The following is a 23,744-nucleotide window of genomic DNA, read 5'->3' as shown; positions in this document are numbered from 1 at the left end:
CGACCCAGAGGAAGTCGCCAGACTCGGTAGAGATCTGCGAAAAACGGCAGAATCCATAAAGAAGCAAGCGGAAGAGATAAAAGCGCTCTCGTCGATTGAGGCGTGGAAGAGTAAAGCGGCCGAGGAGTTCCGCGGACAGGCCGAAGAAGCCGAGGGGAAGCTGCGCAAGGCGTACAAGCGCTACGACGCCGCTGCGGATGCTCTGGGCGAGAAGGTGATGGAGGGCGGCTGCTTCACCGAGTACGCCTCGGAACTTCATCGCGCGCAGAAGATGGCCGACAAGGCGTTGCGTGATGCTCAGGACGCCGACCGTGAGCACAAGGCGAGCGGTGGCGCCATCGACAAGCTGCCCAAGGACACGGCTGACGACGATCCTGAGCGCAAGAAGCTGGAGAAGCGCCAGGAAGAGGCGGCCTCAGCCGTGGAGCGGGCCAAGAAGGCGCTTGAAGCCGCCAAGGATGTCCGGGACGGGGCTGCCAACAGGGCCCGTGACTCCATTAGCTATGCCATCGAGAACGATGGGTTGAAGGACGGCACCTGGGACAAGTTCAAGGACTGGGTGAACGACAACTCCGGCTGGATCGAAACGGTCCTCCAAGTATCGGGTTGGGTCGCTACCATCTGTGGCACCTTGGCGCTCATGGTCGGTTGGATCCCGGTCATCGGGCAGGCGCTCGCAGGCATCCTCGGCACCATCGCCCTGGCCGCCACCCTGGTGTCTCTTGTGGGTCACACCCTTCTGGCGCTGGCCGGGAAGGGCAGTTGGTTCGACGTCGCCCTCGATGTCGTCGGTCTTGCGACGCTCGGCATCGGTCGTGCTGCCCTCGCGGGAGCCAAGGGGGCGTCGGCCGCAGCACAGAGCGTCGGAAGGACGGCCGCTTACAAGGGATTCATGCAGGGGGTCAAGGCGAAGCGCGGCTCGGCTGCCTATAACAAGGCCGCCAATAAGGCATGGAAGAAGGCGAATGCCGCCAGTGGCGGCGGTGCGCGTGGAAAGGCTGCTGCCGAGGCTGTCGCCAAGGCGCCGAAGGGGTGGTTCCCCGGTGCCCAACGGGTGGCGGACGCCTTCAATCCGAAGCTGATTTACCGTGATTCGATCGACAGCTTCAAGGGCGTCAAGGACTTGACTTGGAGCAATGTTCGGAAGCTCGGACAAGCTGATACATGGGCAGGGGCCAGGCTGGGTGACCCAGGCATCAGCGACGCGGCCAAAGGCATCGACCAGATGTCCGATGCCCTGCGGGCTGAAAGTGCGGTCACAGGAGCGGCAGACGTGCTTCAGACGCAGACTCGCATCTGGGCCGGCTCGACTGCCGTCGCGTCAACCACCGACGCTCTCGACAAGGGGGAGATCACCGGTTGGGTCGGCGATCACGTCGGGATACAAGGACTGGATGATGGAGTCTGGTCGGCCACGGGGGTCAAGGACGCCACGACGACGAGTGACGGGTGAGTGAGGCGAGTCATGTGCGAGTGGGCGAGTGATGTCTGAGCAGCCAGGGCGAGGTGCTGTGCTGCGGCAGCCGGACGAGCCGGCCGTACGCCCAGGAGGCATGCCGCTGCATGGCACTCACGTCGTACGCCGGGCTCGGCTGTACGCCGACGGACCGAACTTGGTCGTACGGGACGCCCGATGCCGGGAGCGCAGGTATGCCGTTGGTGCCGACGGCATTCGGCGCGCGGTCTTCTACCCGCCCAAAGACGTGTCGGGGATCGTGCAGAAGCGTCCGGCGGACCGCTGGGGTGTCCTGGCCTTCAAGGGCGAGAACGGGCGAGACCTCCTGCACGTGCCCCTCGCGGGGTGGCTTCCCGAGGCGAGAAGCATCGGTGCCCTGGACCTGAGACCGCACAAATGCCTCAGCCGGACTGGGCTGAGGGAGCTCGTTGAAAGACTCGGCATCCCCCTGGAGGAGAGTCCGCAGGCCCTCACTGCCTCTGGGGTGCCAGACGACGGCCGGGAAAACAGGCCGTATCGGGCGCTCTATGCTGAATTGCCTGGATGGCACACCTGGGCCAGAGGCGTTGGCCTCTTCGGGTGGTTCATCGCTCTCGTGATCGGCTTTGCTGCCGACCTCAGCTGGGCCATGACGGTTGCTGCGGGGGCCCTCTTCCTCCTCCCGGCAGCTGATGCGGTGGTACGCGTCCGGGCTTGGTGGCGCAACAGACAGCATGGCAGCCTTGTCGCGAAGACGGAGATCAGGCCGTCTCCGGCAGCAGGAAGCGGAGGGACGAGGCGTTTCTTGCGCACAGCATCTCTATGTGTGCTTGCCCATGACCTAGTCCTGACCAATGCGCTCGGTGAGGAACGCTGGCTCGGGCGCGCCGGCACGCATGGAGTGGCGCGGCTGGTGCGGTTGGTCGACGCCACGACCGGGGAGCCGCTCGGTGTCGAGGTAAGGGACGGAAAGGGTGAAGCGCGGGCACTACTGCCGTGGTGTTTCTGGTTCGCGGGCCCGCACGGAAGCGATGGCTGGGCGGCGTTGGTAGCAGAGCTGGGAGTGCCGTTCTCGGACGAGAAGTATCAGCAGTCAAGAGCTGCGCAACCGTGGTGGCGGGGTCACGTACTCGCGGGGGACGCCCGCAAGATGTCACCGATGGAAGGCAAGGCAGCTCGTAAGCAAATCGGCTGGTACAACTCGGTCGTCGGTGCAAACGAACCCGTGGTTCTCCCGTTCTTCAGCGCGGTGCTGCTGTTTGGGCTCATGAGCGACGAGGTGTCAGTGTTTCTCGCTGGTCTGCTGTCCGCTCTGACCATCGTGCTGTCGCTGGGACCGGCCACGGTGAGCGCGCTGGTCAGCCGCATCTCGTACGACAGAACGCTTGAGACGGAGTAGGGCAAGACGTGATACGAGTCGACGACAACGGAGCACCAGTGACCATGCCCCCAGGCAGCCACATGGCGCCGCCCGCTGATTACCGACTGCTCATGCCTGAGGGGTGGTTTCGTCTGGACATTGCCCCCGAGCGACGTGAACGTTCGGTCGATGCCCTGGTGAACCGCCGGTTCGAGGGCACGGACAATGCGCCCCACATCAAGCGGCAACTGAGGCAGGACTTGCTGGCACAGGCAACCGCTGCGTTCCGTGAGGGTGGGATCGAGCTGTACCTCAGCCTGCAGCAAGCAGGACCCCTGACGATTCCGGCCTCCCTCCTGGTCACCTTCTTGCCGGCCTCGTCCAACGGAACCACCCCGAGCCTTGAGGACGTCGCCACTCGGCTGGCGTCCGACGGGCAGGCGGAGGTTGAGGTCGTCGAACTCGCCGCGGGAACAGCCGTACGCGTTCGCCGAGCAACAGGTGGGCCTGATCAGGCGCCGCCGGCCGGCCTGCCGGGGAAGGCTGAGGAAGCGCTGCCTTCGGTCACGCTCGACTACCAACTGCCGGTTCCAGGAACCGGGGCCCACTTGCTCCTGACCTTCTCCACGCCGCTGGTGCAGATCGCCGACGCCATGGTTGAGCTCTTCGAGGCCGTGGCAGGGTCGCTGACATGGATGGACGGTGATGGCACCGATGAGTGACATCCGTGAATGCGGCATCGTGGTCCCAACCGACTGGGTGCCGCTGCCGATCGAGCCGTCGGACGATGTCCGGAGCTGGTCCAAGTCCACTGCGGTGGAGCTTCGGGATCGAAGCAAGGAAGCGGGTTACGACGTCGACAAGGCGACTCTGCGGAAGGATCTGCGGTCCCGGGCCGAGGACAGCCGCAGCCGCGAGCCCTTCTACGCCTTTGCTCTGTACCCCGATGGTTTCGACGCCGCCCTCGCGATCCTGGAAGTCGACCTGATCCATCCCGACGACACAGTCCCGGAGATCACTCTCGACTGGCTGGCAGAGACCTTCAGCGCCGACGATTTTGGCCCCCCGAAGATCTCCCACACTGACCTGCCGATCGGCCCCGCCGTGCGCATCAGGCAGAACTTCGCCGCCGATACTCGTTCACGTCGCAGCCCGGGGATCCTAATGGAAACGCTGACTTACGCAGTTCTGCCGGCCGGCGCCGAAGTTGCGCTGATGCTGCTCATGTCGTGGACTGTGCCGGGCCTGTCAGAGGAGATAGAGAAAGCTGCGGACAGTATTGCGGAGACGCTCACCGTGGGCTTCTAATGAGGCTGGGCTGATGGGTTTCCTGCTGGATCGTGTAGCGGACGTGCCGGGCGGCGAAGTATTGCAGACGATTGAATACGCGCGAGACCAGTTCATGGCCCCGAGCTACTGACCCTTGGCTGGTTGGGATCGCCTTCGCCGTCGATGATGTGCGCTGACAGGCTGGTGTCGATGCTGCCCTCGCCGCTACCGAGGCGTGGCAGCCGCATCAGGTGCATGTGGATCTCGCTGCGTTCCTCTTCGGTGATGACGGTCAGCCACGATCCGTCGGTGAATCGGACCCGGAGCCTGTCACTGGGGTGGATGCCGATGAGTGGATCCTCCACCTGGGCTTCCGACGCAGGGATCTCGGCGACGACAACCATGCGCTCCGTCTGCCGGATGGATACCCGCTTGGGCGGGGCGGCCAGCACGATGCGGTTCTCGGTCAGTACGAGGAAGCGCTTGGGGTGCGACGAGTGCCCGTACCAGCGCAGCAGGAACTGCCCGGCCGCCGCCGTCCAGTCGCCGTCGAAGAGCTGGTCCAGGGCGTGAGCGGCGATCGCCTGTCGCTGCTCCTCGGCCTCTCGCCTCTCGGCGCGCGCTTTGGCACGGTCCTTGGAACTCAGCAGCTGATCCGCCAAGTCCTCCAGCGCCGAGAGAAGTGCCAGCACCGCTATGAAGGGCCAGAGAAGACCGACCCCCGCCATGCCGAGTGCCCCCAGTGGCCTGATGAGCGCAGGTCGCAACGGTCCGCCGCCTGCGGCACTGTGTAGATTTCCCGGCGGCTTCGGAATCTTGGCGATCCGGCACCAGGCCGCACACTCGGCCTGAATGCCGAGGCGAGAGCGCGCGGCCTTGGTCAAGTTTCCCCGGCCCCGGCCCATCAGCGATTGACCGCCTGGATTTCCTGGACCGTCACAGCCTGCTCATTGCCGAAGGTGCCGTCGGGGAGCGTGCCGGTCTCGCCGTTGGAGCCTTCCCAGGCGATTTCCCAGGTAACGGTCGCCTTGAGGTCATACGTGCCTTCACCGGAGGACCGGAGGTATGTGACACCACAGGGCGGGGTCTCATCGGACTTGCCCTTGGCGTAGGGCTCACCGACGGAGCCGTCGGCACTGATGGTGCACTCGCCGGAGGCGGGGAATATGGTGGCGTCCCCGGTTCCCGGTTCCAGCTTCAGCGAGACGGGCTTGGCCGTCGTGGTGGCAGAGAGATTCCAACCGCCCACGTTGAGGGACGCGGTGACGGAAACCTCGTGGAAGTCGGCCTTGTCCAGCCAGGCCCAGGTCGGAAGGTTGACCTTTGTAGCCTCTTCGGGGGCGAGAGTGACCTCGGTGTCGGGGACCTGGAGTTGCTTGTATGCGAGCTTCGCCAGAGTCTCGCTGTCGATGGCCCCCTCTACGGGGGGATCGTCGCCGGTGTCGACCCAGAAGTCGGCTTGGCTGCACGCCAGGTAGTCATCTCCTTCGAGGCGGTCCCAGTCGTAGACCGTTCCCCAGAACATGCCTTCGCCGGACTTCTCCTTGTTGAAGTCCTTGTAGGGGTCCCCTTCGACGTAGCGAGACTTCTCGGCGGCATACCCCTGCCCCGCGCCACTGAAGTGTCCGACGTTCCAGCGTCGCTTGAACTCCTTCTCATACTCCTCGGGCGTCCACTTCGGCTCGTACCAACAGGCAGGCGGGTCGTAGTCGCCGACGGCAGTCAGGGAACCCGTCGACTCGCCGCTGCCGTTCTTGGAGGTGTTGAACGTGACCTGCGAAGTGATGGTGTGCCCGCTTGCATCGCTGCTGGTGTCGGCCTCTCCTCGTGATCCGCCGAAGCCGGTCTCCGCGTGGGCTGAACCCGTGGTGAGAAAGGCGCTGACAAAGAGTACGGCTGCGGGCAGCGCCAGCCTTCTGGTCGACATTACGGAATGCATTTCTCGTTCCCCCGCTTGGAAATGATCTTGGTTGTGACCCAGATCCCCTTGGAGTTCTGCTCCAGTCGGCTGACGTAGTACACGTAGGAGTTGTCGGAGGGGGCGCTGCGGTCGACCTTGTTCGTCTTTCGGAACTTGTTGAACGCCTTACTCTCGTCCGCGCAGAGCGTGACCGCTGCCGTGGTCTTGCCGGACAGGTCCACAGTTGGCGCGTAGTAGCGCGTGGTACCGGTGATGGTCGCATCGTGGTCCACGAAGGTCTGCACCCATTGCGCAGCTCCCGCCAGCGCCTCGCCTTTGTAGTAGAAGGTGAGAGCAGGTGACTCGGTGGCTCCGTCTGTGATGGCCCGAGTGACCGCGGTCATCGAGTGTCCCGCGTCTGCGAGGACGGCGTCCTTGGTGGCGCCGCCGGTCTTCCAGTCCTCGAAGACTTCCTTCACGTCAGCAGGCAGGGAGAGGTCAGGACGGCTGACATCGGTGCCGGCGCCTTGCGACGCCGGCGCCGATGTCGACGAGTCGCCGGTGTCCGCTCCAGCGATCTTGTCCTCGTCGCTGGACTTACCTCCCCCACTACCGCAGGCCGTCAGTAGCAGGGCTGCTGAGGCGGCGAGCGCGGCAGCAACGGGCAAAGGGCGGCGCTTCACAGTGAACTCCCCGTGAGACAGAAGTGCGGTCGAGGCTACTGACGCTATCTGTGGGGTTCCCGGTTTCGCCAGAGCGAACTACGCCGATAATCGGGGCAATTCGGTGCCTATGCGTGGTTGCGGGTCGTGTCCTGTGGCTTGATTGTGCTCAAACGGGCGACCGCCCCGGACGGGTTGATTGTCGCGTCCGGGGCGGGGTGAGGGTTGGTGTGTGGTGTTTTCGTTGCTACCCCGGGCTCTCGCACCTCGGGCATGCGCACGGCGGGTACGCCGACGAACAGGGGATCGGCTCGGAGGGGCCGCCTGCCTGGACCTCGACCCTGCGTCCTGCGTCGGTCACGGCCCCTTCCGCGTCGACCTTGTAGACGCGGAGCGTGAGGCTGGAGCGGCGGCGGGCGGCGGAGTCGAGGATTTCGAGTGGGTCTGTCATCGGCGGGTATTGCGGAGCGCACTCCGGGCACGCGTAGACGTTGAAGCCGGGGCCTGTGGCGGCGTGGACCTCGTGGACCAGGACAGGTTCGTCCGTGGTGCGCTGGCAGCGGGCGCACATCCGCACGGTGGGGCGGGTCATCGGGTGGCCGCCGGTACTCGTACGCCGTGGATGTGCTTCGGGCCGACATCGATGCCGAGGGTTGCCAGGTGGGCGTCGCGTCGGCGTTCGCGCTGATGCCGGCGTTCGGTCGGGTCCAGGACGTAGGGGCGCACGAGCCGGGAAGCGTTGCCGTCGAGGATCTCCGTGAAACGGGGTGGCGGTGCGGGGATGAATCGGAGGGGTGGCGCCGCGCCCAGGCGGTGGCGGCCCTGCGGGCTCGGCGTGAAGATGCTCAGCATCCACGCGAGGAAGCGGGCGGTAAGGTCCAGCATGTTGGCGCTCCTTTGCAGCGTCGGCCATGCCCCGGGGCGGTCTCCACCCGTCGCCGGGGTGTTGTCACAGAGCTGAACGCTACAGGGTGCAGCTGGGCGGTGTATAGCGGTTAGGTGTGCTCCAGCGAAACGTGATGCTGACTACTGTCGTACGTTGTTCGATATGACGCCGGATTCAGGGCAGTCGCCGATTGACCCGAACAAGATCGCCTACGTGTATATGCAGATGGCCGATCACATCGCTGAACGGATCTCCAGGGGAGAGCTGCGGCCTGGCGCCCGACTGCCGGGCGAGCGTGACCTTGCCGCGGAGTACGGAGTCGCGCATCTGACCGCTCGCCGGGCCACCCGAGAGCTGCGTGATCGTGGTCTGGTCGTCACTCTCCCCGCCAAGGGCACCTTCGTCGCGTATCCCCCCGATACCGAAGAGGCGACGGACGGCGATCCCGAGGAGTAGACCTGCCGGGGCAGGCGTCCTTGGGTCCGGCCGTCATGATGCCGGTAGGAGGTGGGCTGCCGTGTCTGTGATGAGCGAGTTGACCGAGCGGGGTGCCATCCCCGAGGGCTACAAGGTCGAGGTGTTCGACGGCAGGGTGATCATGACGCCGCAGAGTCCGGAGCAGGACTGGACCGTTTCCGACGTCAAGGACGCGGTCAAAGCCTCGGGTATCGCGCGGGAGCGTGTCTTCGGTGACGTACTCATCACCTTCCCCGGGGAGAACGACGCCGCGCCGGATCTGACGATCGTCGACTTCGATGCCGAGCGTCGGAAGAACAGCTACTCGTGCCTTGACGTGCTGACGGTGGTGCAGGTCCCGTCCGAACCGGAGGACGAGAAGGACTACGTTCGGAACGTCCAGAAGTACGGTCGCTACGGGATCGACCTCTACATGATCGCTGACCCATTCACGAGGATGGTCATCTTGATGTCGGAGCCGCACGCCTCGGGGTACGGGCGAGTCGTCGAGATCCCCTACGGCGAGCCGGTCAGCTTCACGCTGGCAACGGGGGAGCGGGTCGAGATCGATACGGGGACGTTCCCGAGGCGCGACGCGGGTTGAGCGCGCGGCCTCGGGCTGACGCTCGCGTTCTCGCGGGCAGTTGCGGCGATGTCGCGCTCGTTAGGGTGAGTCCCGTACACGCGAGGTGCGGCTGAGGGGCGAGGGGCTACGTGGCAGACGACATACCCGGGGGCGGGGCAAGGGCCGCTGTTCGGCCGGAACGGGGCGGCAGTACGGGCGTGTGGTGGCGCGTGGACTGGGTCCGGTGGCTGGTGTTCAGTCTGGTGTGCGCCGGCGGTTCGTTGGGACTCTCCTGGCTGGGGCCTGTCGTGCCGTTCCCGTCTGTGGTGCGGGGCGCAGGGGCGCTGCTTGCCATCCTGGTGCTCCCGCTCGCGTCGCTGCTCATTCCGTTGCTCACGTTGCGGCGGGTGCCTCGCAAGAAGAGGAAGCTCGCGTGGCAGCTCATCGTGCCGCTGACCGCCGGGATGGCCATGGGCTTCCTGGGGACCGACGCCGGCGGTCAGGTCGCCCTGGCGGACCGGGGTGTGTGGACCGAGGCGGTGGTCGTCGACATGGACGACAGCAGCACCAACCACTGCGACCTGCGCTCGGTCGACGGGCGGGAGATTTCCCCCTCGCTCTCGGAGGGTGACGGCTGTGAGGACTGGGTGGAGAAGGGCGACGAGCTGCGCGTCCGGTACGACCCCGAAGGCATCGCCGGCCCGACCACGGACAGGGACAGCGGCTCCAGCGGAGGGGTGCTCGCGGCGCTCTTCGGGGCGGCCGTCGTGATGGGTACCTGGGGTGGCGTGCGGCAGAGCAGGTGGGACCGTGCGTACAACGGAGAGTGAGCAGGTGGAGGCCAGGGAGAAGGCGAGCGGGGAAGCTCGATTCCGGAAGCGGGATGTGTTCGGGCTGCTGTTGTACCTCGCGGTGGGCGGGCCGGCACTGTTCTTCGCCATTGGCGGCACGCGGTGGTTCTCGCGTCACATCGCGCCGACTCTTTACGACATGCCTGGTGGCTCCTGGGCAGTCGGGGCCGTGCTGGGACTGCTCAGTCTTGTCGGGTGGGCCGGTGTACTGCCGGGCCGGTTCGACGGCTTCGGCGGCGCGGTCCGCACGAGTGGGTTGCCGCGTGCGGTGGACATCGTGGTCCGAGTTGCGGGCGGTGTGGCCGCGATAGCGCCGATCGTGTTTCTGGTCAGTGGCCTTCCGGGGAAGAACTGTCGATCGTACGAGCCGGGTTGTGCGTACATCTCCGGAGCAGGGCCGGCAGTGCTCGCGTATGTCGCCGTCGCGGGCGGAATGGGCTGGCTCTACTACCGTTGGCGCCGCGCCATTGTGGAAGAGCGCCGTGCGCGGGAGCGGGAGCGTCTGCGGAAGCTGCGCAAGAGGGGCAAGGGCAAGAGCCGCCGCGCTGCCGCCGGACGGTAGTCGGCTCCGGTGTCTCCTCCGACCGGCACCGGAGCGAGTGGTCAGTTCGAGTGCGGCCTGCCGTCGCGGACCCATGCCACCATGCTCGTGGCCGGTCGCGCGCAGCTGAAGTGCCAGGGAGCCGAGAGACGATCTCTCGTATGGAGGCTACATGCGTTCAGATGGCACGGACGGCGTCAGAGGCGATGCAGGGGGAGCAGCCCCGAGCTCAATCGACAGGCGATGTCTCCCGCACCCTGGCCGCCAGCCGTGAGATCCCGTCGCCCAGCACCGACAGCAGGCTCCCCTCAGGCTCCTCGTACGGAACCCGGGTGCCCGCCGGGCCCGGCAGCGTCAGCATTCGCTCGCGCAGTTCGCGCGGTGCGGCGACGGCCGAGTCCAGGCAGAGGGGGCAGAGCGACAGCATGCGCCTGCGGTTGCCCTCCGCGGAGACCCGTACGTGGCGGCGGCCGGCCGAGGGGCCGTGGAGCGGGTTGACGCCGCAGCAGCGGTTGTTGGTGTCGCCCTCGAGGGCGTTGCGGGCCGCGCGGGCGAGGACGATGACGGCCAGGAGAGTCGCCGGGTCGGGAGCTGGCGCACCAGGTGCACGCAGGCTGTTGATGTCGCCGCCAACGAGGAACATGGCGGCGTCGAACCGGTTCCAGGCGGGGCCGTCTGCCAGGTTCTCGTCGGCGGTCACAGTGAAGGCTTGTGCCGCCGCCTGGAGTTCCGTACGTGCCGTACGGCGCAGATACGCCTGCGACGGCTCCGTCGGTGACACCAGGGGCAACCCCTCCGTCGGCAGCGGGGCCGGACTGCGCCGACGCAGCACCGCGCCCACGATCCCCAGGACGCCCGCCACCAGGCCGAGCAGCAGCAGCGCCGCCACGGCGCCGACGAACAGGCCCGGCCAGAAGTCGGTGGCGAAGAGCGGCGGGAGGCTGTTCTCCGCCTTGGGGCTGGGGGCGCGCACGGGGTCGCCGGAGGTGGTCGGCTCCTCGGTGCGCTGTGACTCGTCGAGGTACGTCATCAGCGCGTCGAGGCGCTCGCCCAGGAGGTGGTCGTCGGCCTCGTCCGCCCGGTCGTCCCCGTAGGCGATGGACTCGGGGAGGTCGAAGAGGAGGCGGAAACTCTCAAGGCGCAGGCCGTGGTTGAAGACGTCGATGTAGCCGGTCAGCGGGTCGGCGACGACGTACACGCCGTCTGCCTCGCCGACCCCGTCAGCCTTGCCGAGTTTTGCGCGCACCGCCGCCGTGAACAGCTCCTCGTCGCCGGCGGACTCGTCCTCGGACAGGTGCGGCACGACGGTGACGTACACCGGGCCGCCGCCCTCCGAACGCCCGAACCGCTCGATGCGGTCGTGCAGCCGGGAGAGCTGGGTCGCGTCCAGGAGCTGCGGGCTCTCCGGGTCGACGTAGATCGGGTCGCGGGCCAGGCCCTCCGCGACCCGTTCAACGCGTGCTGTCATGTCGCCGGCGCTGGGCAGCGGAGCGGCACTTCGTTTCGTCTGGTCGAAGACGAGCGGAGCGGTGAGGGCGATCGCGGCCGCGGTCGCGAGGGCGAGGCCCAGGGTGAGCAGGCGCCGCCACTTCGGGCGGGTCGCGGCGGGGCGGGGCGGCTTCGCTCGCGGGAAGCGGCGCCGCGCCCACCGCACGTACGGCGCCAGCAGCAGGATCGTCAGCGGTACGCCGGTGAGCGCGATGCCCGTGACGAAGGACTGGTTCTGGCGGTCGGACGGGCCGATGTACATCCCCTCGGGCTCGTAGCCGTCCCGGAGCTTCTCGCTGGCCGCGTCCGCCCGCGCCTCGGCCTTCTCCGGGCCCTGCGCGACGACGTCCACGAAGCGTTCGAAGTTGCGCAGCGGGCCCGCGTCGAAGGGGAGCTCGTAGGCGGCGGCCCTCCGGGCGGCCTCTGCGGGGGCGCTTACGCCGTAGGCCGCCGCCTTTCTCACTCCCGATGCGTCGAGGAGAACGTAGAGCCCGTCGCGCCCGAGCCTGTCGTGCACCGCGCCCAGCAGGTCCTCGCCGAAGCCGCTCTGGCTCGGCAGGACGAGTACGTACGTCGGTACACCGGTGCGCTCAGCCAGTTGGGCAAAGTCGGGCGCCATGGAGCGCGGGATCTCGCGGGGGAGCTGGTCGGTGACGTGGACCGGGTTCTCGCGGAGGCGGTCGGCCAGGTAGGCGGCCTGGGCGGGCGGCTGGTTCGCCGCGGGCGCGTCGTCGGCCCGGGCCGGGACGGCCACCAGGGTCACCGAGGTGAGGAGCAGGGCGGTGAGGCCGCAGAGGGTGAGCAGCAGGCGGATCACGCTGCTCGCGGTGTGGTCGGTCGGCTGCCGTCCAGCCTTCGTGAGTGTGGTCACCACTCGCACTCCCCGTGCCCCCGTCCCGGTCGTGGGTTTCTTGCCCGCGGCACTCTACTGACGGCTTCGCCGCCGTGAAAACGCGCTCCGTCAACCCAGCTTCGCGTTCTGCGCCTTCACCACGGTCGGCGAGAGCTTCGCGTCGCTCGGCCTGGCGTTGGCGATCGCCATGCCGTCGACCGAGAAGTAGACGGCGAGGGTGTCGCCGCTGCGTACGGCCTGGGTGTGCACGGTGTGTGTGACGCCCTGAAACGTCAGCGTCGACCGGAACGCGAGGGATTCCTCACCGGCCTCCGCCACGGGCTTCTCGGCGGTTACGGATTCGTACGCGCTCGTGTTGCCGTTCGCCTTGGCCGTGAAGCCGCCGGCGCACGCATCTACCGCCTTGGACAGGTCGGTCAGTGCGGACTCGGCCTGTCCCGACTCGTACGCCGCGAGCATCACGTACGTGAACGGATCGTTGAGACCCTTGGAGACGGAACGCGTGAGGTCGGCCTGCGGTTCGCCGAGGGGAAGTTGGTTCATGGCGTAGGCCAGCGGGGCGCAGACGGGCTTCTCGACCGTGACCTCCTGCTGGGACTTGGCGAAGACGAACTCGCTGTTGTCGGAGTTCGACACATCCGCATCGGACACGTCCATGCCGGAGACGTCCGCCTTGGTGATCACCATCTGCCTCAGCTGCTCCTCAGCCGTCGCCTGCTTCTCCGCCGAAGCGGTCGCTGCCGGCTTCTCCGCCGAGTCCGCGTCCGAACCGGAGTCCCCACCACACGCCGTGAGCGCGGCCAGGGAGAGCAGGGTCAGGGTGGAGAGGGTGGCCTTCGTGGCGCGGTTCATCAGGGGCTCCTTGGTGGGGGCGGGGGAAAGAGAGGGCAGGCTGCTGGTCGGCGGCTACGCGTCGTCCACCAGCTTCCGCAGTTCGAAGGAGAGTTCCGGCACCCGGGCGCCGGCCGCCTGCGCCGCCGCGATCGCCCTCACGTAGGTCAGCGCCTCCTGCCGCAGGCGCTCCTTCTCGTTGCCCTGGCGGCTGCCGACCAGCCAGACGTACAGGGCCAGGGGCACGAGGATGAGAGCGGCGTAGGCGCCCGGCTCACTCGACGTCGCGGCATAGGCCGCGCCGCCACCGCCGACCAGGATCAGCAGGCAGCCCGCCTCGTCGTGCCAGCCGCCCTCGTTGACCCTCCACTCGTACTCCGACACGGCGGCGGGCTTCGGCGGTACGGCGACGGGGGTGGGGGTCGCGGGGGCGAGGCCGTCCGCCTGCTGCTCCTGGTCTGCTCCGCCGGAACCGGAGGGTGCCTCGCTCCTCGGTACGTCGACCGCCGACGTCTCCACGTCCAACGGCTCGACCGGCGGATACGACGGGACCGGCGCCGCCCCCTTCCCGCCTTCGGGCCCCGACTTGCCCTCCAGCCACGGCGGGACATGCGTCAGTGGGATGCCGTGTGCGCGGGCGATGCCCAAGGTCTCGCGGTAGCCGGCCAGCGTCGGATGCATCAGCGCGCGCTTCCAGCGGGTGTAGGCGTAGACGGTCAGGGCTACGCCGATCACGACAAGGCACCCCGAGGCAGCCAGTACTGCGACAAGGCGGCGTTCGCTCAGGGTCCGGATCATCGGAACGACGAACGGGAGGATCAGACCCGCCGTCAGTGCAAGTATCCCGAGCCATGCGGACGGGTGTCGACGCTCCGCGTCCATCGCCCGCCGCCGCTCCGCGAGCAACGCGCTCACCGCGCCGTCGTCCAGGTAGTCGACCCCGTGCCGGGCACCGACCGCGCGTATCGCCTCCGCGGCCCGCGGGTCGGTGGCCAACGCCGCCCCGTTCACTGGAAGAAGCTCCATCGATGCCCCCGGTGATCTCTCCGTGCTCGCCCCGTCACTGATCCGAGCGAAGATCATGGCATGCCCGCTCCGCTCCCTCGTGAGTGAATCGTGCAGGCCTCATGGCCGCACCGTGACGAAGAGCACGCGGACGGTGTCCGCCGGTACCGCTCGTGGATTCGCGCGTGCACAGTTGAAGTGCCGTTTGTCGCGCGGTACTCAAGGGGGTTCCGTGGACGCGAAGTTGCAGATGAGTAACGGTGGGCGGGGTGCGGGGACAGGGGGTGGGGACGCCTTGAGGGGCTTATGTGCGGCTGATACGGTGCGATGGCTTGACACTCGCCTCGCTGCTGGCTATTTGCCCAGGTCGGACGGGTGCGTCAGGGGATGTCCCGGGACGCCACCGGTCGGGTGGACGCGGGTGGAGTGTCCGAATTTGCAGATGATTCTGCGTACTTGGGTCGTCATGGCTCGAGTGTGAATTCGGGTGTGAATGTGGCAGACAAATTCTTGGTCGTACGGGGAGCGGTTGCGTGAAGATCCAGGAGCGTACGGGGGCGGGCGCGGGGCGTTCCGCGGCTCCGGCTCAGCCGTCGGTCGGTGACCGGCTTCCCAGCCCTCCTCGCGAGCGCAAGCCGGCGCTCGCCGCGTTGGCGGTGCTGCTGATTCTGCTGGGCGCGCTCGGGGCGACGATGCTCGTGCTGCGCGTCGGGGACCGGGTCGAGGCGATCCAGGTGACGGCCGACATCAAGCCCGGTGAGTCCATCAACAAGGACAACATCAAGGTCGTCATGGTGAACGACGACTCCGGCGCCAACTTCGTCCCGTGGGAGCAGCGTGCGGGCCTGATGGAGCTCCAGGCCAAGTCCCGGCTCTACAAGGGCACCGTCGTCGTCGGTGAGATGTTCGCCAAGAAGGCCGACATGGAGCAGGGCAAGGCGACGGTCGGCGTGTCCCTCAAGGACGGTCAGTACCCGGCGGGTCTCGACGCGGGGGACAACGTCGCCGTGTACCGCGTCGGCACCAAGGCCACCGGCAGCGGCGACCAGGACGGCGGCGCCTCCGGTTCGGCCGGCACCGACAACTCCCTGCTGGTCGAGCGTGCCGTGGTGGAGTCCGCGCCGACCGCCGGCGGCGACAGCATCGCGAGCACCAGCCAGGCCGCAACCCTGACCGTCGATGCCGACGACGCCTCCGCCGTCGCGCAGGCCGCGTCCGCCGGTGAGGTCGCCGTCGTTCTGATTCCCGGCAACTAGAAGGCGACCCCACATCCCATGGCCCTCATCGCCCTAGCCGCCGACAAGGGTTCCCCCGGCGTCACCACCGCGGCCGTCGCCCTCGCGGCGGTCTGGCCGCGTCGTGTCCTGCTGGCCGAGACCGACCCGGCCGGCGGTGACCTGGTGTACCGGTCCGCCGCCGCGCACGGCGGTCCGCTGAACCCGAACACCGGCATGCTGTCGATCGCCGCCACCGCGCGCCGCGGCCTCGTCCCCGACCAGCTCTGGGACCACGTACAGCCGCTCAGCGGCGGCCTCGAAGTCCTCGTCGGGCTCGGCATCTCCGAGCAGGCCGCCGGGCTCGCGGGCCTGTGGCCCACTCTCGGCCGGGCCTTCGCCTCCCTCGCCGACTCCCCGAACGCGCCCGCCGACGTCATCGCCGACTGCGGCCGCGTCAGCGGCGACACCCCGGTGGCGGAGCTGTTCCCGCACGCCGCGCTCGTCCTCCTCGTCTCCCGCACCGAGCCGGAGGCCATCGCCCGCGTGCGCGACCGGGCCGCCGCCCTGTCCAACAAGCTGCACGGCGGACCGCGCGGCGCCGCGAGCGCCGGGATGCCGCTGATCGGTGTCGTCCTCGTCGCCGACACGAACAACGCCGCCAAGCTGTCCGGCCAGGTCAACGACATGCTCGTGCACGCCCAGACCGGCGCCCGCGTGGTCGGCACGATCGCCGACGACCCGGCGGGAGCGGACCAGCTGGCCGGGCGCAGGCGCGGGCGGCTGGAGAAGTCGCTGCTCATCCGCTCGGCCCGCAAGGTCACGTCGGACCTGTACCAGCAGTTCGGCGCCGCCTGGTCGATGCCCACCGGACCCAACGGACCCACCGGACCCGCCGGCACCGGCATGTCCGGCCACGCGGGGGCCGGCCGATGACCGCTGTCGACCACTCGTTGGTCAAGCGGTTCCGGCAGGACGCCGGCGACCGCATCGCCGAGCAGCGTCGGCAGGACCAGGTCGGCGGCGTCACGCCGATGTCCACCGAGGACGAACGGCACTACGCCCGCGCCGTCATAGCCCAGATCCTGGAGGAGTACGCCCGCGCCGAGATCAACGCCGGGCGTACGCCGCTGGACGCGGAGACGGAGGAGGCGTACGCCGCCGCCGTGCACGCCGCGCTGTTCGGCGTGGGGCGGCTCCAGCCGCTGCTCGACGACCCCGAGGTCGAGAACATCGACATCAACGGCTGCGACCACGTCTTCGTCGGCTACTCCGACGGACGCGAGGCGCGCGGCGAGCCGGTCGCCGAGACCGACGAGGAGCTCATCGAGCTGATCCAGATCCTCGGCGCCTACTCGGGTCTGTCGTCCCGTCCCTTCGACTCCGCCAACCCGCAGCTCGACCTGCGACTGCCCGACGGTTCGCGTCTGTCGGCGGTCATGGATGTCACCCGGCGCCCCGCGCTCTCCATCCGCCGCGCCCGCATGGGCAAGGTCTTCATCTCCGACCTGGTCGGCAACGGCACCCTCGCCCCCGAGCTGGGCCACTTCCTGGCCTGCGCGGTCCGCGCCCGCAAGAACATCATGATCGCGGGCGCGACCAACGCCGGAAAGACGACGCTGCTGCGCGCCCTCGCCAACGAGATCCCACCGCACGAGCGGCTGATCACGGTGGAGCGAGCACTGGAACTCGGCCTCGACACCTTCCCCGACCTGCACCCCAACGTGGTCGCGTTCGAGGAGCGGCTGCCCAACTCCGAGGGCCAGGGCATCATCAGCATGGCGGAACTGGTCCGCCGTTCCCTCCGTATGAACCCCTCCCGGGTCATCGTCGGTGAGGTGCTCGGCGACGAGATCGTGACCATGCTCAACGCGATGTCGCAGGGCAACGACGGCTCGCTCTCCACGATCCACGCCAACAGCTCGCACGAGGTCTTCAACCGCATCTCCACGTACGCCCTCCAGGCGACGGAGCGGCTGCCCATCGAGGCCAGTCAGATGCTGGTGGCCGGCGCCGTGAACTTCGTCGTCTTCGTCCAGCGGCGCAACAACTTCCAGAGCGGCGGCCGTCTCCAGCGCGTGGTCACCTCGGTCCGCGAGGTGAACGGCGTCGACGGCCGCGTGCTGTCCAGCGAGGTGTTCGCCGAGGCGCCCGACGGCCAGGTCGTAGCGCACGCACCCATAGCCTGCCTGGAGGAACTCATCGCCTACGGCTACCGGCCCAACGGAACCTGGGGGTGAGGGACTTGACCACACACGTGACCCCAGACGTCACCACGCACGTGACCGAGCCCGTGACCACGAACCCCACCGGCGTACCCCTCGCGGCCCTGGACTCGCTCGGCTCCATGGGCGGCCTCTTCTCCACCACGGTCCTCTACTCGATCGGGTGCGGAGTCGCCGTCGGCGGCGGCCTCGCCCTGTTCCTCGTCGCCGTACGCGGACTGCCCGTCAAGCCCGAGCACGAGAAGCGGCAGGCGAGCGAGCGGGCAGGCGAACTGATCCGCTGGGCGGGCCGGCGCGGCTCCCTCGCGGCCATCGTCGGTCTCGTCGTCCTGCTCCTCACCCGCTGGGCGGTGCTGGGCATCGCGGCCGGCGTTCTCGTCTTCTTCTGGGACCGCCTCTTCGGCGGCGCCGCCGAGGAACGCGCCGCCATGAAGCGGGTGGAGGCGCTGGCCTCCTGGACGGAGTCGCTGCGCGACACCATCGCGGGCGCGGTCGGCCTGGAACAGGCCATCCCCGCCTCGGCCCGCGCCTCGGCCCCGGTCCTGCGCCCGCACCTGGACGCCTTGGTCGACCGGCTGCGCTCGCGCACCCCGCTGCCCGACGCGCTCCAGCATCTCGCGGACGAGATCGACGACGCGTCCGCCGACATCATCGTCGCGGCGCTGATCCTCAACGCCCGGCTGCGCGGCCCCGGTCTGCGCCAGGTCCTCGGCGCGCTCGCCAAGTCGGCACGCGAGGAGGTCGACATGCGCCATCGCGTGATGGCGCAGCGCGCGTCGACCCGCCGCTCGGTGCAGATCGTCGTCGCGGTGTCGGTGCTGTTCGTCCTCGGCCTGTCCGTCTTCAACCGTGACTTCGTCGAGCCGTACGGCTCGCCCGTCGGCCAGCTCGTGCTGGCCTGCGTGTGCGGGCTGTTCGCGCTGGGCTTCTGGTGGCTGCGCAAGCTGTCGACCATCGAGACGCCGGAGCGCTTCCTGGTCCGGGACGGCTCCGACGTGCAATTCGTGCGTCCCCGCACCCCGGGCCAGCCGGGCCAGCCGGGTCAGTCGGGCCCGCAGGGCCACCCGGGACAGCCGGGTCAGCCCGCGCAGCGGCTGCCGCAACCGGCACAGCCGTCGCAGGCGTCTGGGGACGAGGGGGTACGACGATGAACCTGACCATGCCGGTCCTGGTCGGCGCCGTCATAGGCCTGGGCATCTACGCCCTGGTCCGCGCCCTGATGCCGAGCAGACGCAGCCCGATCCAGCAGGTCGCCCGGATCGACGCGATGCGGGCGCGCGGAGCGGCGTACGGGTCGTCGCGGGCGGCGCAGGACACCAGCCGCCTCGGCTCGCTGCGGGCCCAGGTCGGCGCGCGCGTCGCCGAGCTGTACCTCCAGCAGGGCTGGGAGCAGCGCTCGCTGCGCGCGGACCTGGCGGTGCTCGACCGCAGCTGGGAGAAGTTCCTGGCGACGAAGGCGCTGCTGGCGGCCGGCGGTCTGTTCTTCGGCCCGCTCCTGTTCGCGATCGTGTGGACCCTCGGCTTCAACGACAGTCCGATCGTCCCGGTCTGGCTGGCCCTGCTCTGCGCGGCGATCTTCTTCTTCCTCCCCGACCTGGAGGTACGCCGGGACGCGCAGGACAAGCGCCGTGACCTGCGGCGCGTGATCGGTGCGTACCTGGACCTGGTCTCCATGAGCCTGGCCGGCGGACGCGGTCTGCCCGAGGCCCTGATGGCGGCGGCGGAGGTGTCGGACGGCTGGGCGACCCACCGCATCCGCAACGCCCTGGCCGACGCGCGCATCACGGGCATCAGCCAGTGGCAGGCGCTGGGCCAGCTCGGCGAGGACCTGGGCGTCGAGGAACTCAAGGACCTCTCCGCCTCGCTCGCCCTGGTGGCGGACGACGGTGCCAAGGTCCGGGAGTCCCTGGCCTCCCGCGCGGAGACCATGCGCCACCGCGAAATGGCCGAGATCGAGGGCAGCGCGGGCGAGAAGTCCCAGTCGATGCTCGTGGCGCAGCTCCTGCTGTGCGCCGGTTTCCTGGTGTTCCTGATCTACCCGGCGGCGATGCGGGTGTTCCAGGTGTGACGCCAGCTCCGAGCCACTCCGAGACGCTTCGCTCCCAGAACTGACACGAGAGGACAGAACACACCATGAACGGACGGAACTTCCGCACCGGCACCACGGGCATCGTGCCCGTGGACTTCCTGATCACCTTCCTGCGGGCCCGCGTGGACCGCGCCCGCTCCGGCGAGCTGGACCGCGGTGCGTCCGCGGTCGAGTGGGTCATCATCTCCGCGGTCGTCGTCGCGATCGTCGGCGTGGTGGCCGCCATCATCAACGCCGCGCTCAGCGAGGGCGCCAACAAGGTCGGCGACTGCATCAAGGGCGCGGACGCGGGCAAGACCTGCTGACCGGCCGACGTACGGCGCTGACGGGGACGATGTGACGGGACAGACGGGGACGGGGATGCCGGGTGCCGCGCGCGGCGCACTCGGCGGTGCCCTTGGCGGCGTACGCAGACGGGTGCGCCGCAGGGTGGAGACCGCGCGGGAGGCCGCGGCCACCCGTGGCGACGACTCCGGCATGACCGCGATCGAGTTCGTGCTGCTCACGCCGGTGCTGTTCTTCATGATCTTCGCGACGGTGCAGTTCGGGCTGTACTTCTTCGCCGACCACGTGGCCCAGGCGGCGGCCCAGGCCGGCGCGCGCAAGGCCCGAGCGACGGCCGACGCCCAGCCAGGCGGCTGGCGCGGCGAGGCCCAGGACGTGGTCGACAGCTACATCCGCCAACTCGGCCCGCAACTGGTCCTGTCCCCGGACGTGAAGCTGCTCCAGCCGGAACAGGACACGGTGGGCGTGGAGATCACGGCCCGCATCCCGACGGTGTTCCCGGGCCTGGACCTGACGGTGCACGCGCAGTCGATGGGCCCGGTGGAACGCTTCGTGCAGGAGGGCGAGAACTAGATGAACCTCTCCCGCATCACGAAGAACCGTGGCCGAACCAGGTGGTCGGACGACAACGGCCTGTCCACCATCGAGGTGGTCATCCTCGCCCCGGTGATGATCCTCTTCATCCTGGTCCTGGTTGCCTTCGGCCAGTTGGTCGACGGCCGGGGCGCCCTCGACGGCGCGGCCAGGGACGCCGCCCGCGCGGGCTCGATCCAGAAGGACCACGGCACGGCGATCGCGGAGGCGAGGAAGGCGGCGGAGTCCAACCTCACGGACGTCTGCTCCGGCCCCGTCTCGGTCGTCCAGAAGAGCGCCGGCTTCGAACCGGACACCCTCTTCACGGTCGAGGTGAGCTGCGAGGTACGCGGCCTGGACTCGATCGGCCTGAACGTCCCGACGACCCTGTCGGCGACCTTCAGCTCCCCGCTGGACCCGTACCGGAGGACCGCGTGAGATCTCCCGTACGCGAGTGGCTCGCGGACCGGCACGCACACCTGGACGACCGCGGCTCGGGCGCCGGCGCGGTCATCATCTTCGCCCTCGTCTTCCTCTCCCTGTCGGCCTTCGTCATCGACGGCGGCATGTCCATCTCGAAGCGCGAACGCGCCGCGGACATCGCCGAACAGGCCGCCCGCTACGCCGCCCAGGACATCGACCGCGAGGCCCTCTACGACGACGTGGGCGGCCCCGCCCCCATCAACTACGAGAACTGCAACGCCCGGGTCAAGGCCTTCGCCGCGGAGATGGACATGACCGGCGCGGACATCGCCGCGACCTACTGCGTCACGGCCGACGCGGCCCAGGTGGAGGTCGAGGTCCAGCTCACGTACTCCCCGGTCTTCACCGGCATGTTCTACGGCGGCGACGTGGTGGTCCACGGCCAGGCGGTGGCGGAGAACGAGGTGGGCTGACGGAACGCCGACCCTTCTCGTCGCCGCCCCCCAACGCACAACGGAGGCACGGCTCCTCCACCCGTACGAGGACTACAACCTCGCCAAGCACGGCGAGGGCATGTTCTGGGCTGCCGCGGTCGCCCGGAGCGCAGCGGCTGAAGCCTCCTGCACGCAGCTGGACGCAGAGAGCCGGCCATTGATCGCGTCACCCAGGCAGTGGAAAGGGGTCGGCTGCGGGGTGCCATGGCAGTGCTGCCGAGGCGATCGGTCACCGGTGCTTGTCACCGCCGCTACCGCCCTTGCCACCCTTCCCGCCCCGCTGGTCCTCCGTCTTCACGGCCTTGTTGACCTTTTTGGTCAGGTCGTCGTCGAGCTTCTTGAACTCGCGGACCACGGCGTCCGACATGTCGCCGAGCGCGTCGAGCTGCTGGGTGATGTCCTCGCGGCCGTCCTCCCAGTTGGACTCGAAGTCGCCGAGGGCGTCGTTGACGCTGCCGTCCCCGATGTCGTCCTTGTACGACTCGAAGAGCTTCTTGGTGTGGTTCAGCCGCGTCTTGAGCGACCGCAGCTGGCGCCCGTAGTCCTCCAGCTCGCTCAGCGGGATGGCGAGGTCGCTCTTGCCCATGCGCGAAGTCCTCTCTGCGGGCAGGTCAGACGAATCGGAACGTACTGGTCACAGCGTCGAAGATGTCATGGAACGCCTCGGCGAGATCCAGCACCGGGCTGGTTCCGGAGACGAGGACGACCTGGTCGGTGGTTCCCGGGACGGGGATGTACGTCTGCGTCAGCACCATACGCAGGGTACGGCTGTCGCCCTGAGCGACGGGCACGTCCTCCACACCGTACGTCCGCGCGGCCGTACCCACTTCGAGGATGTCACGGTCGTGACCTTGCGCCAGGCGTCGCCGTCGCGACGAGGGGTGATGGTGCGGAGGCCTTCGGCGATGGCCCGGGAGTCGGTGGACAGTGCGACTCCCTTGTTGTTGTACGACTTCTTCAGCTTGCGCAGCTTCTTCGGGGCGTCCGCGAACTCCTCCGCGAACACGGCCGCCGTCTTGCCCGCCCAGGAGAGGATCTCCTCCTCCTTGGCGATGCCCTTGAGGTCGCGCAGCACGTCGCCCACGTCGGCGGCGAAGGCGTGCAGAGTGCCGGCGAGTTTGCGAATGCGTTGCGGGTCCCCCGGTGTCGGGTCCTCTCCAGGCCGAGTACGTGCCAGTCCGTCGGCCTGTGCGACACCGTGCTCTCCCCCGTACACGTGCGATGCGTTGCGCTTAGAACGCGCGCATGAACTTATCGCACGTACTGTCGGGGGTCAGGTGGTGGTCGTCTTGAGGCTCTGGACGAGGGCGGTGAACGAGCCGACCGGGACGGTGAGTGTGCCCTGGGTGGGGTCCTTCGAGTCGCGTATTGCCACTCGGGCGGGCAGCGGGGCGATCTCCACGCAGGTGTTGCCGTCGCCTCCCTCGGAGTAGGAGGACTTCTGCCATTGGATGCGTCTGGTCACGCCTCGTGCCTCACAGTTCCTTCGTCAAGTGGTGGATGAGATCCCGGGTTCGGCCGGGATCGAGCGATGCCTTCTCCACCTTACGAAACAGGGTTCGGAAGCGCTCCAGTTGGGACTGAGCGTCCAGGAAGGCCGTGCCACTCGGAGAGTCGCGGAGCACCGTGTCCAGCTGAGGGAGGGGCCCGCCCACGTGCATCATGGCGGCGCCGGCGCCGGCGAAATGGTCGGTGTCGAACGGGACGACCCGCACCGTGACGTGTTCCCTCTCCGATTCGTCCAGGAGTCTGCGGAGCTGGGCCCGCGTTACGCCTCGGTCGCCCACACGGATGCGGAGGGCGGCCTCGTGGACGACGGTCTCGTAGACAACCGGAGGATCACGCTCGATGACAGCGCGACGTCTCAGGCGGTGTTCCACCCGTGGTGCCAGCTCGCTGTCCGGCAACTCCGGCACCATGTAGCCGAAGACCGCGCGTGCGTAGTCGGGGGTCTGAAGTAGTCCCGGTACGTGCGTAATCACGACTTCGTGCAGGAACGTGGCGTGATGTTCCAGCTCGGCGACGTCCAGGAATACTGGCGGAAGGATTCCTTGGAACTCTTCCCACCAACCCGGGACGCGGTCGGTGGCCATTGCCACCAGGGCATCGACCAGCACTTCGTCGGCGCAGGCGTAGTGAGCGGCCAGTCGGCGCACACGCTCCTCGCTGACCCCCGCGAACCCTGCCTCAACCTGACTCATCTGCGCCGAAGTCGAGCTGAGCAGCCCAGCCACCTCGCGTGCCTTCAGCCCGGCGGCCCCTCGCAACCTGCGCAGTTCCGTGCCCAGACGCACCTGCCGCGCCGTTGGTCGGCTCCTTGGTGCCACGTGCTTCCTCCG

28 protein-coding genes and 1 pseudogene are annotated in these 23,744 nt (G+C 68.4%); 17 read left to right on the top strand and 12 right to left on the bottom strand.

Annotated features, from left to right (window positions below):
* The 4 genes from ACFWR9_RS26230 to ACFWR9_RS26215 form a co-directional block, all read left to right on the top strand.
* Positions 1–1,453: putative T7SS-secreted protein (locus ACFWR9_RS26230; protein ID WP_383846328.1), on the top strand; the 1,453-nt coding region annotated here is incomplete at its 5' end.
* Between the two features lie 100 nt (positions 1,454–1,553).
* On the top strand, positions 1,554–2,834 hold the full coding sequence (locus tag ACFWR9_RS26225) for a hypothetical protein (protein WP_383846326.1): 1,281 nt from the start codon (positions 1,554–1,556) through the stop codon (positions 2,832–2,834).
* A gap of 44 nt (positions 2,835–2,878) precedes the next feature.
* Entirely contained in the window at positions 2,879–3,517 is a 639-nt protein-coding gene (locus ACFWR9_RS26220) for a hypothetical protein (protein ID WP_383846333.1), read from the top strand.
* On the top strand, positions 3,510–4,103 hold the full coding sequence (locus tag ACFWR9_RS26215; protein ID WP_383846324.1) for a hypothetical protein: 594 nt from the start codon (positions 3,510–3,512) through the stop codon (positions 4,101–4,103). The genes ACFWR9_RS26220 and ACFWR9_RS26215 overlap by 8 nt, the downstream gene beginning before the upstream one ends.
* Before the next feature lie 92 nt (positions 4,104–4,195).
* Here the strand turns inward: ACFWR9_RS26215 and ACFWR9_RS26210 are convergent, their stop codons facing one another.
* The 5 genes from ACFWR9_RS26210 to ACFWR9_RS26190 all read right to left on the bottom strand — a co-directional run bounded on the left by ACFWR9_RS26210 (position 4,196) and on the right by ACFWR9_RS26190 (position 7,511).
* Positions 4,196–4,948 carry a hypothetical protein gene (locus ACFWR9_RS26210; protein ID WP_383846322.1) on the bottom strand — a complete coding sequence of 251 codons (753 nt, stop codon included), beginning with the start codon at positions 4,946–4,948 and terminating at the stop codon, positions 4,196–4,198.
* Positions 4,949–4,968: 20 nt separating this feature from the next.
* Positions 4,969–5,991, bottom strand: coding sequence for a hypothetical protein (locus tag ACFWR9_RS26205; protein WP_383846320.1), 1,023 nt, complete (start codon positions 5,989–5,991; stop codon positions 4,969–4,971).
* Positions 5,991–6,647 carry a hypothetical protein gene (locus ACFWR9_RS26200; RefSeq protein ID WP_383846318.1) on the bottom strand — a complete coding sequence of 219 codons (657 nt, stop codon included), beginning with the start codon at positions 6,645–6,647 and terminating at the stop codon, positions 5,991–5,993. Before ACFWR9_RS26200 ends, ACFWR9_RS26205 begins: the two co-directional genes overlap by 1 nt.
* A 226-nt stretch (positions 6,648–6,873) precedes the next feature.
* Positions 6,874–7,218: a hypothetical protein gene (locus ACFWR9_RS26195; RefSeq protein WP_383846316.1), complete on the bottom strand. Its 345-nt coding sequence runs from the start codon at positions 7,216–7,218 to the stop codon at positions 6,874–6,876.
* On the bottom strand, positions 7,215–7,511 hold the full coding sequence (locus ACFWR9_RS26190; RefSeq protein WP_383846314.1) for a hypothetical protein: 297 nt from the start codon (positions 7,509–7,511) through the stop codon (positions 7,215–7,217). Before ACFWR9_RS26190 ends, ACFWR9_RS26195 begins: the two co-directional genes overlap by 4 nt.
* Positions 7,512–7,674: 163 nt before the next feature.
* Between ACFWR9_RS26190 and ACFWR9_RS26185 the strand changes: the two genes are divergently transcribed.
* The 4 genes from ACFWR9_RS26185 to ACFWR9_RS26170 all read left to right on the top strand — a co-directional run bounded on the left by ACFWR9_RS26185 (position 7,675) and on the right by ACFWR9_RS26170 (position 9,946).
* Complete coding sequence (locus ACFWR9_RS26185; protein WP_383846332.1) at positions 7,675–7,968, top strand: winged helix-turn-helix domain-containing protein; 294 nt, start codon at positions 7,675–7,677, stop codon at positions 7,966–7,968.
* Positions 7,969–8,038: 70 nt separating this feature from the next.
* Positions 8,039–8,572, top strand: a complete 534-nt coding sequence (locus ACFWR9_RS26180; RefSeq protein WP_383846312.1) for a Uma2 family endonuclease — start codon at positions 8,039–8,041, stop codon at positions 8,570–8,572.
* 191 nt (positions 8,573–8,763) lie between these two features.
* Positions 8,764–9,363, top strand: coding sequence for a hypothetical protein (locus ACFWR9_RS26175; RefSeq protein WP_383846310.1), 600 nt, complete (start codon positions 8,764–8,766; stop codon positions 9,361–9,363).
* A complete protein-coding gene (locus ACFWR9_RS26170; protein ID WP_383846308.1) occupies positions 9,344–9,946 on the top strand; it encodes a hypothetical protein in 603 nt (200 codons plus the stop codon). The genes ACFWR9_RS26175 and ACFWR9_RS26170 overlap by 20 nt, the downstream gene beginning before the upstream one ends.
* Before the next feature lie 208 nt (positions 9,947–10,154).
* On the opposite strand, the gene ACFWR9_RS26165 is transcribed toward ACFWR9_RS26170, so the two are convergent.
* From ACFWR9_RS26165 to ACFWR9_RS26155, 3 genes are all read right to left on the bottom strand, one after another.
* Positions 10,155–12,284, bottom strand: a complete 2,130-nt coding sequence (locus ACFWR9_RS26165; protein ID WP_383846306.1) for a hypothetical protein — start codon at positions 12,282–12,284, stop codon at positions 10,155–10,157.
* Positions 12,285–12,374: 90 nt separating this feature from the next.
* The gene (locus ACFWR9_RS26160; RefSeq protein ID WP_383846304.1) at positions 12,375–13,118 is read right to left on the bottom strand and encodes a hypothetical protein; all 744 of its coding nucleotides are present in this window, start codon (positions 13,116–13,118) and stop codon (positions 12,375–12,377) included.
* Positions 13,119–13,172: 54 nt separating this feature from the next.
* Positions 13,173–14,123: a hypothetical protein gene (locus ACFWR9_RS26155; protein ID WP_383846302.1), complete on the bottom strand. Its 951-nt coding sequence runs from the start codon at positions 14,121–14,123 to the stop codon at positions 13,173–13,175.
* 512 nt (positions 14,124–14,635) lie between these two features.
* Here ACFWR9_RS26155 and ACFWR9_RS26150 point away from each other — a divergent pair.
* From ACFWR9_RS26150 to ACFWR9_RS26110, 9 genes are all read left to right on the top strand, one after another.
* Positions 14,636–15,358: a hypothetical protein gene (locus ACFWR9_RS26150; RefSeq protein WP_383846300.1), complete on the top strand. Its 723-nt coding sequence runs from the start codon at positions 14,636–14,638 to the stop codon at positions 15,356–15,358.
* 18 nt (positions 15,359–15,376) lie between these two features.
* A complete protein-coding gene (locus ACFWR9_RS26145; RefSeq protein ID WP_383846298.1) occupies positions 15,377–16,252 on the top strand; it encodes a hypothetical protein in 876 nt (291 codons plus the stop codon).
* Entirely contained in the window at positions 16,249–17,556 is a 1,308-nt protein-coding gene (locus tag ACFWR9_RS26140) for a CpaF family protein (protein ID WP_383846296.1), read from the top strand. Before ACFWR9_RS26145 ends, ACFWR9_RS26140 begins: the two co-directional genes overlap by 4 nt.
* A 107-nt stretch (positions 17,557–17,663) precedes the next feature.
* Complete coding sequence (locus ACFWR9_RS26135) at positions 17,664–18,692, top strand: type II secretion system F family protein (protein ID WP_383846331.1); 1,029 nt, start codon at positions 17,664–17,666, stop codon at positions 18,690–18,692.
* Positions 18,689–19,609, top strand: coding sequence for a type II secretion system F family protein (locus ACFWR9_RS26130; RefSeq protein ID WP_383846294.1), 921 nt, complete (start codon positions 18,689–18,691; stop codon positions 19,607–19,609). The genes ACFWR9_RS26135 and ACFWR9_RS26130 overlap by 4 nt, the downstream gene beginning before the upstream one ends.
* Before the next feature lie 65 nt (positions 19,610–19,674).
* On the top strand, positions 19,675–19,935 hold the full coding sequence (locus ACFWR9_RS26125) for a hypothetical protein (protein WP_383846292.1): 261 nt from the start codon (positions 19,675–19,677) through the stop codon (positions 19,933–19,935).
* Positions 19,936–19,990: 55 nt separating this feature from the next.
* Positions 19,991–20,488 (top strand): TadE family protein, encoded by a 498-nt coding sequence (locus tag ACFWR9_RS26120; RefSeq protein ID WP_383846330.1) that lies wholly within the window; start codon positions 19,991–19,993, stop codon positions 20,486–20,488.
* Positions 20,489–20,926 (top strand): TadE/TadG family type IV pilus assembly protein, encoded by a 438-nt coding sequence (locus tag ACFWR9_RS26115; RefSeq protein ID WP_383846290.1) that lies wholly within the window; start codon positions 20,489–20,491, stop codon positions 20,924–20,926.
* Positions 20,923–21,384: a pilus assembly protein TadG-related protein gene (locus ACFWR9_RS26110; RefSeq protein WP_383846288.1), complete on the top strand. Its 462-nt coding sequence runs from the start codon at positions 20,923–20,925 to the stop codon at positions 21,382–21,384. Before ACFWR9_RS26115 ends, ACFWR9_RS26110 begins: the two co-directional genes overlap by 4 nt.
* A gap of 250 nt (positions 21,385–21,634) precedes the next feature.
* Here ACFWR9_RS26110 and ACFWR9_RS26105 read toward each other — a convergent pair whose 3' ends face one another.
* The 4 genes and pseudogenes from ACFWR9_RS26105 to ACFWR9_RS26090 form a co-directional block, all read right to left on the bottom strand.
* Complete coding sequence (locus ACFWR9_RS26105) at positions 21,635–21,991, bottom strand: hypothetical protein (RefSeq protein ID WP_383846286.1); 357 nt, start codon at positions 21,989–21,991, stop codon at positions 21,635–21,637.
* Between the two features lie 25 nt (positions 21,992–22,016).
* Positions 22,017–22,351 (bottom strand): annotated as a pseudogene (locus ACFWR9_RS26100) (hypothetical protein); the annotation flags it as partial.
* 327 nt (positions 22,352–22,678) lie between these two features.
* A complete protein-coding gene (locus ACFWR9_RS26095) occupies positions 22,679–22,870 on the bottom strand; it encodes a DUF397 domain-containing protein (RefSeq protein WP_383846284.1) in 192 nt (63 codons plus the stop codon).
* A 10-nt stretch (positions 22,871–22,880) separates the two neighbouring features.
* Positions 22,881–23,732, bottom strand: coding sequence for a helix-turn-helix domain-containing protein (locus tag ACFWR9_RS26090; protein WP_383846282.1), 852 nt, complete (start codon positions 23,730–23,732; stop codon positions 22,881–22,883).
* Positions 23,733–23,744 lie beyond the last annotated feature (12 nt).

The sequence above is a fragment of the Streptomyces sp. NPDC058534 genome (assembly GCF_042717365.1).
Classification (GTDB): Bacteria; Actinomycetota; Actinomycetes; order Streptomycetales; family Streptomycetaceae; genus Streptomyces.
This window is presented reverse-complemented; position numbering and strand designations above follow the sequence as displayed.

Excerpts from the sequence above, each read along its gene's own strand:
- ACFWR9_RS26115 (WP_383846290.1), top strand. The coding sequence starts at position 20,489 with ATGAACCTCTCCCGCATCACGAAGAACCGTGGCCGAACCAGGTGGTCG.
- ACFWR9_RS26160 (WP_383846304.1), bottom strand. The coding sequence starts at position 13,118 with ATGAACCGCGCCACGAAGGCCACCCTCTCCACCCTGACCCTGCTCTCC.
- ACFWR9_RS26190 (WP_383846314.1), bottom strand. The coding sequence starts at position 7,511 with ATGCTGGACCTTACCGCCCGCTTCCTCGCGTGGATGCTGAGCATCTTC.
- ACFWR9_RS26125 (WP_383846292.1), top strand. The coding sequence starts at position 19,675 with ATGAACGGACGGAACTTCCGCACCGGCACCACGGGCATCGTGCCCGTG.
- ACFWR9_RS26215 (WP_383846324.1), top strand. The coding sequence starts at position 3,510 with ATGAGTGACATCCGTGAATGCGGCATCGTGGTCCCAACCGACTGGGTG.
- ACFWR9_RS26120 (WP_383846330.1), top strand. The coding sequence starts at position 19,991 with ATGCCGGGTGCCGCGCGCGGCGCACTCGGCGGTGCCCTTGGCGGCGTA.
- ACFWR9_RS26145 (WP_383846298.1), top strand. The coding sequence starts at position 15,377 with ATGGCCCTCATCGCCCTAGCCGCCGACAAGGGTTCCCCCGGCGTCACC.
- ACFWR9_RS26185 (WP_383846332.1), top strand. The coding sequence starts at position 7,675 with ATGACGCCGGATTCAGGGCAGTCGCCGATTGACCCGAACAAGATCGCC.
- ACFWR9_RS26195 (WP_383846316.1), bottom strand. The coding sequence starts at position 7,218 with ATGACCCGCCCCACCGTGCGGATGTGCGCCCGCTGCCAGCGCACCACG.
- ACFWR9_RS26140 (WP_383846296.1), top strand. The coding sequence starts at position 16,249 with ATGACCGCTGTCGACCACTCGTTGGTCAAGCGGTTCCGGCAGGACGCC.
- ACFWR9_RS26155 (WP_383846302.1), bottom strand. The coding sequence starts at position 14,123 with ATGGAGCTTCTTCCAGTGAACGGGGCGGCGTTGGCCACCGACCCGCGG.
- ACFWR9_RS26180 (WP_383846312.1), top strand. The coding sequence starts at position 8,039 with ATGAGCGAGTTGACCGAGCGGGGTGCCATCCCCGAGGGCTACAAGGTC.
- ACFWR9_RS26205 (WP_383846320.1), bottom strand. The coding sequence starts at position 5,991 with ATGTCGACCAGAAGGCTGGCGCTGCCCGCAGCCGTACTCTTTGTCAGC.
- ACFWR9_RS26135 (WP_383846331.1), top strand. The coding sequence starts at position 17,664 with ATGGGCGGCCTCTTCTCCACCACGGTCCTCTACTCGATCGGGTGCGGA.
- ACFWR9_RS26220 (WP_383846333.1), top strand. The coding sequence starts at position 2,879 with ATGCCCCCAGGCAGCCACATGGCGCCGCCCGCTGATTACCGACTGCTC.
- ACFWR9_RS26130 (WP_383846294.1), top strand. The coding sequence starts at position 18,689 with ATGAACCTGACCATGCCGGTCCTGGTCGGCGCCGTCATAGGCCTGGGC.
- ACFWR9_RS26225 (WP_383846326.1), top strand. The coding sequence starts at position 1,554 with ATGCCGCTGCATGGCACTCACGTCGTACGCCGGGCTCGGCTGTACGCC.
- ACFWR9_RS26105 (WP_383846286.1), bottom strand. The coding sequence starts at position 21,991 with ATGGGCAAGAGCGACCTCGCCATCCCGCTGAGCGAGCTGGAGGACTAC.